This is a genomic window from Nitrosococcus halophilus Nc 4 (genome assembly GCF_000024725.1).
In the GTDB taxonomy this organism is placed as follows: domain Bacteria; phylum Pseudomonadota; class Gammaproteobacteria; order Nitrosococcales; family Nitrosococcaceae; genus Nitrosococcus; species Nitrosococcus halophilus.
The window spans coordinates 3326916-3341152 of the sequence record NC_013960.1 but is presented as its reverse complement, the minus strand read 5'-3'; the positions used below and the strand labels follow the sequence as shown (position 1 = coordinate 3341152).

At 48.9% G+C, this 14237-nt stretch carries 12 protein-coding genes; 10 read left to right on the top strand and 2 right to left on the bottom strand.

Translation table 11 applies throughout. The features are described from left to right. Positions 1-311: 311 nt before the first annotated feature. Positions 312-446, bottom strand: coding sequence for a hypothetical protein (locus NHAL_RS22270; protein WP_275260989.1), 135 nt, complete (start codon positions 444-446; stop codon positions 312-314). A 14-nt stretch (positions 447-460) separates the two neighbouring features. Further along, positions 461-799 (bottom strand): Rho GTPase-activating protein, encoded by a 339-nt coding sequence (locus NHAL_RS15780; protein WP_157862582.1) that lies wholly within the window; start codon positions 797-799, stop codon positions 461-463. Positions 800-1696: 897 nt separating this feature from the next. Here NHAL_RS15780 and NHAL_RS15775 point away from each other — a divergent pair. From NHAL_RS15775 to wecB, 10 genes are all read left to right on the top strand, one after another. Then, entirely contained in the window at positions 1697-2335 is a 639-nt protein-coding gene (locus NHAL_RS15775; RefSeq protein ID WP_041355863.1) for an XrtA/PEP-CTERM system exopolysaccharide export protein, read from the top strand. An 11-nt stretch (positions 2336-2346) separates the two neighbouring features. Next, positions 2347-3951, top strand: coding sequence for an XrtA system polysaccharide chain length determinant (locus NHAL_RS15770; protein ID WP_013034142.1), 1605 nt, complete (start codon positions 2347-2349; stop codon positions 3949-3951). Between the two features lie 209 nt (positions 3952-4160). Next, positions 4161-5045 (top strand): XrtA-associated tyrosine autokinase, encoded by an 885-nt coding sequence (locus NHAL_RS15765; RefSeq protein ID WP_013034141.1) that lies wholly within the window; start codon positions 4161-4163, stop codon positions 5043-5045. 48 nt (positions 5046-5093) lie between these two features. Further along, the gene (locus tag NHAL_RS19920; RefSeq protein WP_013034140.1) at positions 5094-6812 is read left to right on the top strand and encodes a TIGR03016 family PEP-CTERM system-associated outer membrane protein; all 1719 of its coding nucleotides are present in this window, start codon (positions 5094-5096) and stop codon (positions 6810-6812) included. A 239-nt stretch (positions 6813-7051) separates the two neighbouring features. Then, positions 7052-7891 carry an XrtA system polysaccharide deacetylase gene (locus NHAL_RS15750; protein WP_013034139.1) on the top strand — a complete coding sequence of 280 codons (840 nt, stop codon included), beginning with the start codon at positions 7052-7054 and terminating at the stop codon, positions 7889-7891. Further along, a complete protein-coding gene (locus NHAL_RS15745; RefSeq protein ID WP_013034138.1) occupies positions 7881-8939 on the top strand; it encodes a FemAB family XrtA/PEP-CTERM system-associated protein in 1059 nt (352 codons plus the stop codon). The genes NHAL_RS15750 and NHAL_RS15745 overlap by 11 nt, the downstream gene beginning before the upstream one ends. A gap of 7 nt (positions 8940-8946) precedes the next feature. Next, positions 8947-10167 carry a TIGR03087 family PEP-CTERM/XrtA system glycosyltransferase gene (locus tag NHAL_RS21265; protein ID WP_013034137.1) on the top strand — a complete coding sequence of 407 codons (1221 nt, stop codon included), beginning with the start codon at positions 8947-8949 and terminating at the stop codon, positions 10165-10167. A gap of 71 nt (positions 10168-10238) precedes the next feature. Continuing rightward, positions 10239-11810 (top strand): exosortase A, encoded by a 1572-nt coding sequence (gene xrtA / locus NHAL_RS21260; RefSeq protein WP_157862667.1) that lies wholly within the window; start codon positions 10239-10241, stop codon positions 11808-11810. Next, positions 11788-13017, top strand: coding sequence for a TIGR03088 family PEP-CTERM/XrtA system glycosyltransferase (locus NHAL_RS15730; protein ID WP_013034135.1), 1230 nt, complete (start codon positions 11788-11790; stop codon positions 13015-13017). Before xrtA ends, NHAL_RS15730 begins: the two co-directional genes overlap by 23 nt. 20 nt (positions 13018-13037) lie before the next feature. Further along, complete coding sequence (gene wecB / locus NHAL_RS15725; protein WP_013034134.1) at positions 13038-14198, top strand: non-hydrolyzing UDP-N-acetylglucosamine 2-epimerase; 1161 nt, start codon at positions 13038-13040, stop codon at positions 14196-14198. Positions 14199-14237: the final 39 nt, after the last annotated feature.

Below are 14237 nucleotides of genomic sequence, written 5' to 3'. Positions count from 1 at the left end.
AACCTCAACTAGGGCGGTTAGCATTAGGGCGCACTTTAAGTATGATTTTTACAATCAACCTATTGATAACTATGTAAATATTTTCAACGGCAGCCGAAAATTGGCTCTCCCCCAGTTGGTGTGAAACACCCTGTTTAGAGGGTATGTAATACCCGTGCTCGAAGCCTTTACGAAGCTTGCCCGTCCATACATCATCCGTTTGATACGTTCCAGCCGATTTACCTGCCCTTAAGCCTGACCGTTGCTCCAGGGCGGGTCAAGCGCTGTGCTGGCCGCAGCCAGATCTTGCTGTAAGCGGGTGGCAAAAATTCCTAGTTCCGGAGCGCACTGTCCTTGGCCTGGATTAACCAGGAAGAGAGTTCTCTCACCTGCACCGTATGCCGATCTAGCTTCACGGCTTTGGCGATACCCCGCAGGGATATTCCCGCCTGATGGTGCTCTGCCACCACCTGATAGGCGCTCAGGCATCGCTCCCGGCGTTGACGCTGTTCCTGTTGGGCACGGTTGAGTCGGGCAGGGAACGGATCTGTTGCGATAGCGGGACCTCAACCCGTACCTTCTTACCATGCTCTGCCGTTATTTTCCAGGCCATTGTTACGTGGCGCAGCGCACGATGATAGTGATTGAGCATCCGTTCCACCATTTTGCGCAAGCGCTTAAGTCGATGCCAGTGATCGGCAATCCGCACTACCTCCTGGTGAGTACCGTCTGGCCCGGTTGCGGCTGATGAGGATGATCCCCGGGTGCTGGCGTAGCCAGATCGCCAAGGTCTCGGCCTGTCAGTCCAACAGTAAATCAAGCTGGAGACATTCCAAATCCGCTCCTATCGTGCCGTGCTGGTGGTCCCTGCGAAAGGTCCAGTCATTCATTCCGAGCCAGCGAAGTGGTTTGATGGAGGTTAGCACCAAGCATTTTGAGCTGGCGCAATAGCGCATCCGGGCTGACCTCAGTATTCAGTCGCTGGACCAGCCGGGCACCCCCTTTGCCTCCCCACCGTTAGAGCTAACGCCTGCAAGGCAGTTCGCAAGCGTAGAGGCTGACGCTGATACCGACCCACCACTTCTGTAAAATGTTCCCCAAACAGCGGGAGAACCCATTTTATCCTGCAGCTGATAGAATATGTCACTATAAATATACGGGTATCCAAGGGAGTTTAATCTAAGGGATCCTATTAAGAAAAAGTGCTTTGCAGCAAGTAAGGTTTAATCTATCCTCAATAGGGGATTTAACGAGTGCTCTGTAGTCTGGGGGTGCGGTTCAATGAAGTGAGTGGACGAGGTCGTTGCGGCGGTATGGTTTTTCCCGGGTTCTTCGGCAAGGGGGGTATTACATGGCGGTGTGGGGTAGAGATGAAGAAGAGCCTATAGTAAGGGGCTTACGGCATTGACCGCTAATATTTATTGGAAGGTGGTATAGTTGTTCCAACAAGTGGGCCCCTGTCAGTGTTTCAGTAGTATTTACCCTAGTTTTGCTAGGCTAGAGCCGTAAAGTTTTTTGCTTATCTCCCTTAGTATTTCTAATTAAACCACAAGCTTGGCCGATAATCCTTATAGTTGCAATTTTGATAATCTCATTCTCAGCTAAAGAAACCAAACCTTAGGTAGGAATATTTGGCCGGTATTCATTTCTATGGTCACGAGTGTTGAAAAATAATAATTCTGTGGTGTATGCAGAAAATAAAATAAGGTCAACTATGATGCCTCTTAGAAGCCATAAATTTGTTTGGTTTTTGCTCATCTCTTTGATTGAAGCGGCTATGGTGGGGGGGGTGCTCTCTGGTTGTGTTAGTAAACCACCAGCGCCGCCTGTAGCAACGCAGGAGGGGAAAGCACCTTACTATATTATCGGCCCTGGGGACGAATTGAATATATTTGTGTGGGGAAATTCCGAGCTTTCAACCAGTGTTGTTGTTCGCCCCGATGGGCGTATTACTGCGCCTTTGGTTGAAGATCTTCAAGCGAGTGGTAGAACACCGACTGAATTGGCGCGTGATATAGAAAAAACCCTGTCTCCCTATGTGAGAACGCCGATTGTCACTGTCATGGTCAGCGAGTTTATTGGGCGTTTCACCGAGCAGGTCCGTGTTGTTGGCGAGGCCACGGAGCCCCAAGTGCTCAGTTATCAGGAGAGTATGAGCTTGCTTGATGTAATGATTGCAGTGGGGGGGCTCACAGAGTTTGCCGCTGGCAACGAAGCAACCCTTGTTCGTACCGCAAATGGTCAAACAAAGCAGTTCTCGGTACGGCTAGATGATTTGCTTAAAGATGGAGATATTACGGCTAATGTAGAGATATTGCCAGGCGATATATTGATTATTCCCGAGGCTTGGTTCTAAGGAAGAAGCTTATGCACGAGCTGTGGTTACAAGCCTATAGCTATTTTTGTGGGGTTTGGCGTTACCGTTGGTATGCCATTCTAGTCGCCTGGGTGGTGGTGATAGCAGGTTGGGCATACGTGGCTCAGATGCCTGATCGATATGAATCTTCGGCCCGTGTTTATGTCGATACCGATTCGCTATTGCGCCCCCTTTTGAAAGGGTTGGCTATTCAGCCTAATGTAGAGCAGCGTCTTCGGATAATGACTCAGACTTTGCTAAGCCGTCCCAATTTGGAAGAAGTTATGCGTCAAACGGATATGGACTTGTCTGTGGCCACGGCGGAAAAAAAGGAAAATCTCTTAAACCGGCTTGAAGAGCACATCAGTATAAAGGGGGGACGAAGAGATAATCTATACACGATTGCTTATGAGGGTAGTGATCCTCGGCTTGCGCAACGCGTGGTGCGATCTTTATTAAATATTTTTGTAGAAAGTACCATGGGAGCTTCCCGTAGAGATACTAATACTGCCCAACAATTCATTGATCAGCAAATCAAAGAATATGAAAAATTGCTTCGTTCTGCTGAGAAAGAATTAATGGACTTTAAACGCAAACATGTAGGGTTGATGCCTAATGAGCAAGGCGATTATTATCAACGGTTACAGACGGCATTAGATAGTTTGCAGGGGGCACGTACTGAACTTAGTATAGCAATAGACCGTCGGGATGCGCTCAAACGCCAGCTTAAAGGAGAGGAACCTGTTTTTGGATTTGGAACAGGAACACTACAGACTTATGATGGTGAATCTAGTGGTCCGGTTGCTGCACGCATTCAATCTTTGCAAGAAAAACTGGATGAAGTATTGCTTAAGTACACAGATAAGCATCCAGAGGTAGCAGCACTTAAAGAAACGATTGCTATGTTACGTGAACAAAAAACACATCAATCCCCATTGCCAAGCAATCCACAAGAGCAAGCAGAGGGCTCTGATGAAATGGGTGGAGTTGATGCGGGGGGGGATTTTTATCACCAACAAATGCAGATTGCCCTAGCAGAGGCGGAAGCCGATGTGGCCTCCCGGAAAGCACGGGTAACAGCCTTAGAACAGAATGTAAAAGAGTTGCGTGAACTTGTCGATACCATTCCCAAGGTAGAGGCAGAATTAGCCCAGCTAAACCGTGATTATGGAGTCTACAAAAGCAATTATGAGCAATTGCTAGTTCGTCGGGAATCAGCAAAGATAGGTGAGAAGGTAGAAGAGTCGCCGGATAATGTTAAATTTCGTATTGTAGATCCACCGACACAGCCGCTTTTACCTTCCGGGCCTGACCGTTTTTTGTTGATAACTTTGGTTTTGTTGGCTGCTGGTGGTGTAGGTGTGGCCTTTGCGTTTCTTCTTTCCCAGCTAAAACCAGCTTTTTATACACGCCGAGATTTGGAAGATATAACAGGACTTCCTGTTCTAGGCTCTGTGTCAATGGTATTGTCAGGTCGGATTTTATGGAAGCGCCGACTTAATCTAATTTCATTTTTTCTTGCTCTTGGTCTTCTAATTGCCGGGTATGGGTTATTAGTATCAAATTATCTCTTTGGCATTAAAGTATTCGATACCATAAATCATTCTCTCTTTTGATTTTCTTGATTAATACAATTTCTTATACGATTTTTTTGAAAATTAACTAAATAAAATAATTATTAGTCATAAATTTACTTAGATAAACGTAATTTAGATATTTTGTATTTTAATAAATACAAAATATAGCAAGGGTAACCTATAAGTTGGTTCTGGCTAGAAAATGTCCGGGCTATTGTCCATAGAAAAAAAGACGAAGGAACATAGTTATGAGTAGCATTGAGAGGGCGATGGAACGGAAAAACATGACCCGCGAGGGGGATGTGTCCGCTTCTGATACTACTCTAGCATTGGATTCACTGGATCAGGATTCAACGTCTCCCGGTATAGCAGTCGGCCAGGGAGAAAAAAGTTCTCAGAGATTCCATCTAGATTTGCGGATGCTTAGCCAAAAGGGTTTTGTGGTACCGACTGAGCCCCGAAGCCGAATTGCGGAAGAGTATCGCATGATAAAGAGACCCCTTTTGAAAAGAGCTCTTGATCATAGCGCCGCCTCCAATGAATACAGTAACGTGATTATGGTGACCAGCGCACTATCGGGAGAAGGAAAAACCTTTACTTCAATCAATTTGGCCATGAGTATCGTAATGGAATACAATCATACTGTCCTTTTAATAGATGCAGATGTGGTTAGGCCGGAGCTGACCCGTACGTTTAACCTTAGGGGAAGACCCGGCCTGGTGGACGTGCTCATGGACTCTACCCTGGATTTGGCCGATGTCATGGTGCGCACCGATATTGCTAACCTTCGTGTCGTGGGGGCGGGAGAACCCCATTCCCGATCAACAGAGCTTCTTGCTAGTCAGCGGATGGCGGAGCTTGCAGAGGATGTTTCTCGGCGCTATCCGGAGCGGATAATTATCGTCGATAGCTCACCTTTGCTAGCCGCCAGCCAACCCAGCGCGTTGGCTCATCTTATGGGTCAAATTGTGTTAGTCGTCGAAGCCGGGCGTACCTCACAGACTGCAGTCAAAGAAGCTCTTTCTCAACTAGATCAGCCTAAGTTAGTCTGGCTGCTTATGAATAAGAATCGGCAAACCTTAGGTCATGAGTATTACGGTGGCCATTACTACAGTAGCTACTTTGATGGCTGACAGTAAATGTGTTGTTGGGTATTTTAGACGTGTCGGGAACTTCCCTTGATGCGTGCGCGGGATTATTTTGCCTGCCTTGGGGGGGTGATTTTTTTACTTTTCGATCCCCCCGTTGATGCGGCGGAATGGAACTTTATACCTATATTCGGCGTAGGGGAAGTTTATACAGACAATGTTACTTTAGCGCCTTCTGGAGAGGAGCAGGACGAATTTATTACCCAGATTATTCCGGGTTTCTCTTTACAAGGTATTGGTAGCCATCTCAAGCTAAGAGCGAATTATCGCATGCAGAATCTTCTGTATGCAGAACAGAGTAGTCGAAATACGACCTTCCACCAACTCCAAGCCGCCGCCACAGCCGAATTGATCGAACGCCACTTCTTTTTCGACATCCGAAGTACGGTTTTTCAAGCATTAGTTTCCCCCTCTGGGGCTGTACCGCCAAGCAGCACATTAGGGACAGCGGGCCTGATAGGCGGTGGCGGCGGCGGTGGCTTCGGTGGCGGCGGCTTCGGCGGCGGCGGCTGTGGCGGCGGCTTCGGCGGCGGTGGCTTGGGTGGCGGCGGCTTGGGTGGCGGTGGCTTGGGTGGCGGCGGCTTGGGTGGCGGCGGCTTGGGTGGCGGCGGCTTGGGTGGCGGCGGCTTGGGTGGCGGCGGCTTGGGTGGCGGCGGCATGGGTGGCGGCGGCATGGGTAGTAGTGGCTTCGGTAGTGGTGGCGGGACAGGGAATGTTTTTGCAACAGGCAATACTACCGATGTCATCACTTTACAGCTATCCCCTTGCTATCGATGGCAGTGGGGTAGGAGTGCTTTGGCGGCGGTGCGCTACCAGCGTCAAGAAGTTTTCCTAGGTGAAGAAGAACTCTCCAATACGAGTACGGATCAGATATCAGCATGGGTGCAAAGCGGTCCGCGTTTCAATCGCTTGAGTTGGAGGCTGAGTGCTAATCAACGCTACCGTCATCAGGAAGGGGCACCAAGAACCCGATTTGCCAATTATCTTTTAGGGTTTCGGTTACGTCTCTTCCACAAGATAGCAGCTTTTGGGTTATTGGGTTATGAAGACAATACGTTCAGAAGACAAGAGGAGGGGGGGGATACAAGTGGTAGTTTCTGGAATGTAGGATTATCCTTTAATCCTTCTCGGCGAACCTATATTGAGGGAGGAGTTGGAGAACGTTTCTTTGGGACGACTGGCTTTTTACGTGCTAGCTACGGAACTCGGCGTAGTCGTTTGAGCGCCACCTATAGCCAGTCGTTTTTTACCTCCGATCAGTTGCTGCTTGAACAGCCGGTTTTTGTATTAACCGATGCTTTTGGTAATCCAGTTACCGATCCTACGGGCGATGCGGTACTCGTGCAACTTGATCAGCCTGCTTTTACCTCGGAAACCTTTTTGAGTACGCGTATTACTCTCTCTTGGGCCTATCAGATGGGAAAGAGTCAGGTTCAACTGAATACTTTTCAGGTAAAGCGTGAGTTTCAAGAAGCGGGTGAAGATGAAAAGGTGAAGGGCGTCAACGCCTTCTGGGGTTGGCGTATCGCTCCCCACACGAGTGCTTTTCTCGGCGGCCAGTGGCAAAATCGTACTTTTCAAGACTCACCCCGTTCGGATGATATCTGGTACACCTCTTTAGCTTTAGTGCATAATTTTGCTGAAGATTGGAATTTGGCAGTGCGATATGCTTATGGTCTTCGAGATTCCACGGATGATGACGTCGATTACAATGTGAATCTGGTTACCGCCAATGTAACGGTATTCTTTTAACAGTAAGCTGCGCTTATTGTTAACTTAATGTAGTCAATTCAATCTGTTGAACCAGTAGCACAAATTAAAGCTAAAGTAGATCAACATACTTCAACGTTAAAGAAGACTGTTATTGCTGATTACGTTAAGGTATCAGTGAAAATCAAGAATCTATGATTTGTAGCTTCTTTCAAAGGGGAGGGCGGTAGCGTGCTTCAAAGGGGCTTTCCTTGGAACAGTTAAACCCAATACGTAATGCAATGACGGTGGATGTGGAAGACTATTTCCACGTCTCTGCCTTTGAAAAAAATATTTCCCGTGACCGCTGGGATACTCTGCCCTGCCGTGTTGAGCAAAATACTGATCGGATCTTGCAGCTTTTCGCCGACCATGGAATATGCGGTACGTTTTTTATGCTTGGCTGGGTGGCTGAGCGCTACCCGAATCTTCTTCGGCGTATTGTGAACGCAGGCCATGAACTTGCCTCCCACGGTTTTTCCCATATACGAGTAACGCAGCAAGATATGGATAGCTTCCGAGAGGATGTATCGCGCACTCGTAAGTTATTAGAAGATCTATCGGGCACTGCGGTATTGGGTTATCGAGCGGCTAGTTATTCGATTGGCAGGGAGAACCTTTGGGCCCATCGGGTATTAGCTGAAACGGGTTACCGCTACAGCTCGAGCATTTACCCCATTCACCATGATCTTTATGGTATGCCGGAAGCGCCTCGTTTTGCGTTTCATCCACCAGAGCTCCCTATTTTCCTTGAAATTCCAGTAAGCACCGTAGCGATAGGGAGGCACAAGTTTCCCTGTGGAGGAGGAGGATATTTCCGCTTGTTTCCTTATGGCTTGTTCCGCTGGGCATTGCGTCGGGTTAACTATCTTGATGGCCAACCCTGTATTTTTTATTTCCATCCTTGGGAAATCGATCCTGATCAGCCGCGTCAACGGGGGGTTGGCATGAAAACTCGCTTTCGCCACTATCTTAACCTCCAACGTATGGAGCAACGGTTATTACGGTTGTTAAGCGATTTTCATTGGGATCGCGTGGATCGAATTTTTTTGAATCAAAATTTGGCAAATAATGAGAAATGAAGCATGGCTAACAAGCGAGGCGTCTTCTTTGAGAGTTTGTTCTTTAACCAAAGAGGAAGAGCGTGGTTGGGATGAGTTTGTCGAAGCCCATCCGGAAGCAACCTTTTTCCATTTGTCTGGTTGGCGAGAGGTGCTTGAGCGGGCTTATGGGCACGCGACCTATTATTCCTACGCTGAGCAAGATGGCAAAGTCGTGGGTGTCCTCCCCTTGGGCCGTATTCGCAGCCGAATGTTTGGTGATGCGCTTATTTCGACACCTTTTTGCGTCTATGGTGGCGCAGTGGGATCAAGGGAGGCCTGTGAAGCACTGGAAAGTGCCGCTTGTAGACTCGCTTGGGATCTAGGCGTGGATTATTTGGAGCTGCGTAATCTTCAGCCTCGTCATTTCGATTGGCCCCGTTCCGAGCTTTACGTGACATTCCGCAAAAGTATTGATCCCGATCCAGAAAGGAATTTTGCTGCAATTCCTCGCAAGCAGCGTGCAATGGTACGCAAAGGCATCAAAGCCGGATTGGCCGGCATAATAGAGGCGGATATAGAACGTTTTTTTCTGATTTATTCTGAGAGTGTCCGTAACTTAGGGACGCCAGTTTTCCCGAAACACTACTTTAAAACACTTAAAGCAGTGTTTGGAGATCGCTGCGAGATATTGACAATCCTTTATCAAGGATGCCCGGTGAGTAGCGTGATGAGTTTTTATTTTCGCGATGAAGTGCTTCCCTACTATGGTGGGGGCTCTGCAACAGCCCGGGACTTTAAAGCGAATGATTTCATGTATTGGGAATTAATGCGTCGTGCCTGTGAGCGTGGCCTACATGTTTTTGATTATGGTCGGAGTAAACTGAATACCGGTTCTTATCGTTTTAAGACGCACTGGGGATTTGAACCTCAACCCCTGCATTATGAATATAAACTCATCAAGGCAAACAAAGTTCCCGAAAAAAATCCTCTTAATCCCCGTTACCGTCTTTTTGTAGAAGGATGGAGGCGGTTGCCGGTGCCTCTCACTCGGTGGATTGGGCCCTGGATTGCGCGCGACCTTGGATAAGCGGGGAATGGGTGATCTCCTGTTTCTTGCTCATCGGATACCTTTTCCCCCCAATAAAGGGGATAAGATACGCTCTTATCATATATTGCGCTTTCTTGCCCGAAACTATCGGGTGCATATGGGGGCTTTTGTTGATGACCGATTGGACTGGAAGTATGCTTCGGAACTCCAGCAGTTATGTAAAGGCGAAGTGTATCTACGGCCGCTACCGCGGACCCTGGCATTGGCTCGATCTTTGACGGCATTTGCTACCGGGAAGCCATTAGGTTTGGCTTATTATAAAGATCGTCCCATGGGCCGGTGGGTGCAAGACATCGTAGCTCGATACACCCTAGAGGGAAGCGTGATTTTCTCCTCTGTTATGGCCCAGTATTTGTCTATGTTCCCTAGGAAAGTGCCCGCTATAGTAGATTTCGTCGATGTGGATTCAGAGAAATGGCGCGCTTATAGTAAATCATCACGCCCTCCCTTCTCGTGGATTTACCAACGTGAAGCCCACACCTTACTGGCTTTTGAGCGGGAAATAGCCGCCCAGGCGAAGGCCTCGATATTCGTCTCCTCAGCCGAGGCTGAATTATTTCGCCGTTTAGCCCCTGAAGTAACAAAGCAAGTTTTTGCGATATCTAATGGAGTGGATGCGGACTTTTTCTCACCGGATCGGCATTACCCCTCTCCTTATCGTCCAGAACAGCAGGTGCTGGTGTTTACCGGTGCGATGAATTACCGCCCCAATGTGGATGCCGTAGTTTGGTTTGCCAAACATGTTTTTCCAAAAATTTTAGCAGTGGTCCCTGCTGCTTGTTTCTATATCGTTGGTGCTCAACCAATTGGGGTCGTTCGCCAGCTCTCGGTTTGCCCCCAGGTCTATGTAACGGGTACTGTAGCGGATATCCGCCCTTATTTGGAAAATGCCTGCGCGGCGGTGGCGCCGCTGCGTATTGCCCGTGGAGTCCAAAATAAAGTACTGGAGGCGATGGCAATGGCCCGGCCTGTGCTCGCCACTCCAGAAGCCGCTGAAGGCATTGAGTTGCCGCAAGCATGCCGTAATTTAGTGAGTGCCACTTCTCAGGAATTTATGGAAAAAGCTATTGCTTTGCTGTTGCATGGGGAGGGGGCGGATTCAGGTAGGAGTGGTCGGGAATATGTTTTACGAAACTACCATTGGGATAATCACCTTAAAAATTTTTTGAAATTACTTAACCCCCCTTCGCTTGTTCCTATGGTTTAGTGGGAAAAGAGAGTTCTTTTGTGGAGGAAAAAGCGCAGATAGGTTCTGCTGGGCAACCGGATCTAGATAAGATGCGGAAGGTGTGGACGTCACATTGGCTCATGACAACAGGGGCGATAGCTACGGTATGTGTTGCCTTATTGCTGCTCTATCTTGATACTGCGGCATCCATTGCGGCTATTTGGTGGCGTTCCGAAACCTTTACCCATGGTATGTTAATTCTCCCTATTAGTGGTTATATGGTTTGGACGCGACGACGGAAACTCCAGCAACTTCTGCCAAAGCCGCGGCCCATCGCTATATTGATTGCTTTGCTATTATCCGCGGGATGGCTACTGGCTAGGATTGCGGATGTCCTCGTTGTCGAGCAACTGCTATTGATAGCAATGATCCCGGTGGTGGTATGGGGGGTATGTGGGGATAGGGTATTCCGAGTACTGCTTTTCCCCTTGCTTTACTTGTTTTTTGCAGTGCCCTTTGGGGAAGCGTTAATTCCACCACTGCAAGACTTTACCGCCGCTTTTGCCGTTAAAAGCCTACAGCTTAGCGGGATCCCTGTTTATTGGGAAGGACGTTATATCACTATTCCCTCAGGGAATTTTTTAGTAGCGGAAGCTTGTAGCGGGCTACGCTATCTTATCGCTTCAGTCGCTCTTGGCACCCTTTACGCTTATCTTAATTATCATAGTTATTGGCGCCGGGTGGCATTTATCGCCGCCTCTGTTATCGTGCCTGTGATTGCCAATGGCATCCGGGCGTATGCCATTATAATGCTGGCTCACTTAAGCGATATGAAGCTGGCTACTGGAGTGGACCATATCATTTATGGGTGGATTTTCTTTGGCGTCGTAATATTGTTGCTCTTTTGGTTGGGATCCTTTTGGCGTGAAAGTGAGCGACCCAGCCGTGAATTTTCATGGCCTAGGCAGTTGACGTCAACCCCAACTTTTTCGTCCCCTTTACCGAAAAGGTTGGGGATCACCATTATCATGCTGACGGCAGCAGCAGGGGCAGGTCCGGTAAGTGGAATTTTGTTGAAGGGTCAGGAATTGGGTGCCGAATGTCGGGTGTCTATGCCTGGCGGGCAATCAGCCTGGGTCGGGCCGTCCACTCCTACTGATATTTGGGAACCAGATTACCAGCAGGCAGACCATATTGTACGCCGTCTTTATTCATTACCCAATCGCCACAATAGTACAGTACAGCTTTTGGTCATCCATTATCAACAGGAACGTCAGGGCGCTGAACTCATCAGCTCCCAGAATCGTCTTTATGATGATCGCACTTGGCTTCGGGTGGAAGAGAATCATCGAGTGTTTCCGCTAGGTGATAATCGCTTCCAAGTGCATGAAACAGTAATGCGTTCCACTGATACCCTGCGCGTCGTTTGGCATTGGTATGATATCGCTGGCCAGCTGACGGTCAGTCCGATAAAAGCCAAATTACTTGAGGCATGGGCCCATCTTGTAAATCAGGGAGGAGGTTCCACCCTCATCGCCGTGGCTGCTGATAGTCGTGAGCCGGAAGAAGCCCGCACCCTCCTGTTGAAATTTTTAGATGAGATGCCGACTGTCTTTTCATCGGGCTCAATGCTGACTTGTCAGAGGAGGCATAAAGCCGATGGCTTTATTTTCCCTAAATGAAAACGGCGTACCGCCTAGAGTTCGTGATAAGAGGAATCGGCCCGTAATTGCCCATGTGATTTTTCGGCTGCAGACAGGCGGCTTAGAAAATGGACTAGTCAATCTAATCAACCATACCGCCGAGCGGTATCGGCATATCATCATTTGCTTGCGAGACTCGACAGATTTTGCGCAACGTATTCAGCAGTCGGATCTGGCTATTTATGCGTTGCATAAACGGGAAGGCAAGGATCCGATAATTTATTTCCGGCTTTGGCGTTTATTGCAGGGCATCAAGCCTAGCATTGTGCATACTCGCAATCTTGCTGCTCTGGAAATGCAGGGGCCTGCCGCCCTAGCAGGGGTGCCGATACGTATTCACGGTGAACACGGTTGGGACATCCACGATCCGGAGGGAAAAAATTGGCGTTATCGTTGGCTTCGTCGTCTGCACCAGCCGTTGATACACCAGTACATTGCTTTATCGCGGCCTATTGTGAATTATCTCTGCGAGAACGTGGGCATTCCGCCTTTGCGTATCAAGCATATCTACAATGGCGTTGATACAAAGCGTTTCCACCCTAAACGGGATCGTTCACTATTGCCAACCGGGTTTGCCGCCGAGGACAGTTTAATCATCGGCACCGTGGGCCGCCTCGAGCCGATTAAGGACCAGCTCACGCTAGTTCAGGCTTTTGTGAATCTGGTGCGGCGAATACCCGGTAGTGAAAATTATTTACGACTGGTTGTTATCGGAGAAGGATCTCTGCGGCCTCAGCTTGAGTCTCTCATTACTGAAGCGGATATGACACAACTTGTTTGGTTTGCCGGTGAACGGGCGGATGTGTCAGCATTGTTACAAAGTATGGATATATTCGTCTTGCCGTCGTTAGCAGAGGGAATTTCCAATACGATATTGGAGGCCATGGCAACGGGTTTGCCAGTAGTCGCGACCCGTGTTGGCGGCAACCCAGAGCTGGTGGCGGATACCTTGACCGGGTATCTGATACCTGCTGCTGATCCTGGCGCTATGGCTGACTCATTGGCTAGTTATGTTCAAAACCAAAATTTGATTGAAGAGCAAGGGCAGGCGGCTCGACGGCGTGTTGAAGAAAAGTTTGGGATTAAGTCTATGGTGGCTCAATATACCACTCTATACGATACCCTGTTAGCGGCCCGACTGGGAAAAAAGGCTTATCCATTCCAGTCAGAAGATATCGACGGTTAAAATAGAAAATTAGGAAGGCGATGAATTTGCCAAAAAGAACGGTGATGTGTGTTGTCGGTGCGCGGCCTAATTTCATGAAGATCGCGCCAATCATGGCGGCACTTGAAGACTCGACGCCACTGAGTTTGGTCCATACCGGGCAACACTACGATATCCACATGCAGGCATTGTTCTTCCAGCAACTGGGCATTCCCGAGCCTGATATTAACCTTGAGGTCGGCAGTGGTAGCCATGGTTGGCAAACTGCTGAGATCATGCAGCGTTTCGAGCCGGTGGTGGATGCAGCAGCGCCGATTGCAGTGTTGGTGGTCGGGGATGTCAATTCAACGATTGCTTGTGCCCTAGTGGCTGCCAAAAAGCAGATTCCGGTGATTCACGTAGAAGCGGGTCTGCGTAGTTTTGACCGCAGCATGCCCGAAGAAATAAACCGGGTATTGACGGATCAACTCGCCCAGTTACTATTCACGACCGAGCGCGCTGCAGGGGAGAATTTATTGCGTGAGGGGGTGGAGGAGAACCGTATCCACTTTGTGGGTAATGTGATGATCGATAGTCTTCTCGATCACCGTTCGAAAGCGGTTGCCGCAAGGGAGACATTGTTGCAAAGCAAAGGAGAAGCCGCGGTGGAGGCCTGTGGGAGCGGCTATGCGGTGTTGACGCTGCACCGCCCGGCTAATGTCGATGATGCCTCTATCCTGCGAGGGATAATCTCGTTGCTTCAGCGGATTAGCGAACGTATCCCCATCGTTTTCCCGGTGCATCCCCGAACGAAGGCGGCGCTTGAACGAAGCGGGTTAGATCAAACGTTAGAGCAAATTTCAGGAATATTCTGCCTATCTCCGGTGGGTTACCTGGAGATGCTTGGGTTGATGAGTGAGTCTCGGTTGGTGCTCACGGATTCTGGGGGAATGCAGGAAGAGACTACGGCTTTGGGGATTCCTTGCGTGACTTTACGAAATAACACGGAACGCCCCATTACAGTAACAGAAGGCACAAATACGGTGACGGGGATTGCGCCGGAGCGGGTGCTTGCGGTTGTGGATGACATTTTAGTTACGGGTGGGAAGTCTGGTTGTACACCGGAACTCTGGGATGGGAAGGCCGCCCTTAGGATTAGGGATGTCATGATAGGCTGGCTTAAGTCCCTGGGGAACGGGGGAGATAGATCGGGGGCCGGGTAAATTTGATGGGGTTGTTTCCAAGAAAAATGAAATTACGCT

Excerpts from the sequence above, each read along its gene's own strand:
- NHAL_RS15770 (WP_013034142.1), top strand. The coding sequence starts at position 2,347 with ATGCACGAGCTGTGGTTACAAGCCTATAGCTATTTTTGTGGGGTTTGG.
- NHAL_RS15750 (WP_013034139.1), top strand. The coding sequence starts at position 7,052 with ATGACGGTGGATGTGGAAGACTATTTCCACGTCTCTGCCTTTGAAAAA.
- NHAL_RS21265 (WP_013034137.1), top strand. The coding sequence starts at position 8,947 with ATGGGTGATCTCCTGTTTCTTGCTCATCGGATACCTTTTCCCCCCAAT.
- NHAL_RS15775 (WP_041355863.1), top strand. The coding sequence starts at position 1,697 with ATGCCTCTTAGAAGCCATAAATTTGTTTGGTTTTTGCTCATCTCTTTG.
- NHAL_RS15745 (WP_013034138.1), top strand. The coding sequence starts at position 7,881 with ATGAGAAATGAAGCATGGCTAACAAGCGAGGCGTCTTCTTTGAGAGTT.
- NHAL_RS15730 (WP_013034135.1), top strand. The coding sequence starts at position 11,788 with ATGGCTTTATTTTCCCTAAATGAAAACGGCGTACCGCCTAGAGTTCGT.
- NHAL_RS15765 (WP_013034141.1), top strand. The coding sequence starts at position 4,161 with ATGAGTAGCATTGAGAGGGCGATGGAACGGAAAAACATGACCCGCGAG.
- xrtA (WP_157862667.1), top strand. The coding sequence starts at position 10,239 with ATGCGGAAGGTGTGGACGTCACATTGGCTCATGACAACAGGGGCGATA.
- NHAL_RS19920 (WP_013034140.1), top strand. The coding sequence starts at position 5,094 with ATGCGTGCGCGGGATTATTTTGCCTGCCTTGGGGGGGTGATTTTTTTA.
- wecB (WP_013034134.1), top strand. The coding sequence starts at position 13,038 with ATGAATTTGCCAAAAAGAACGGTGATGTGTGTTGTCGGTGCGCGGCCT.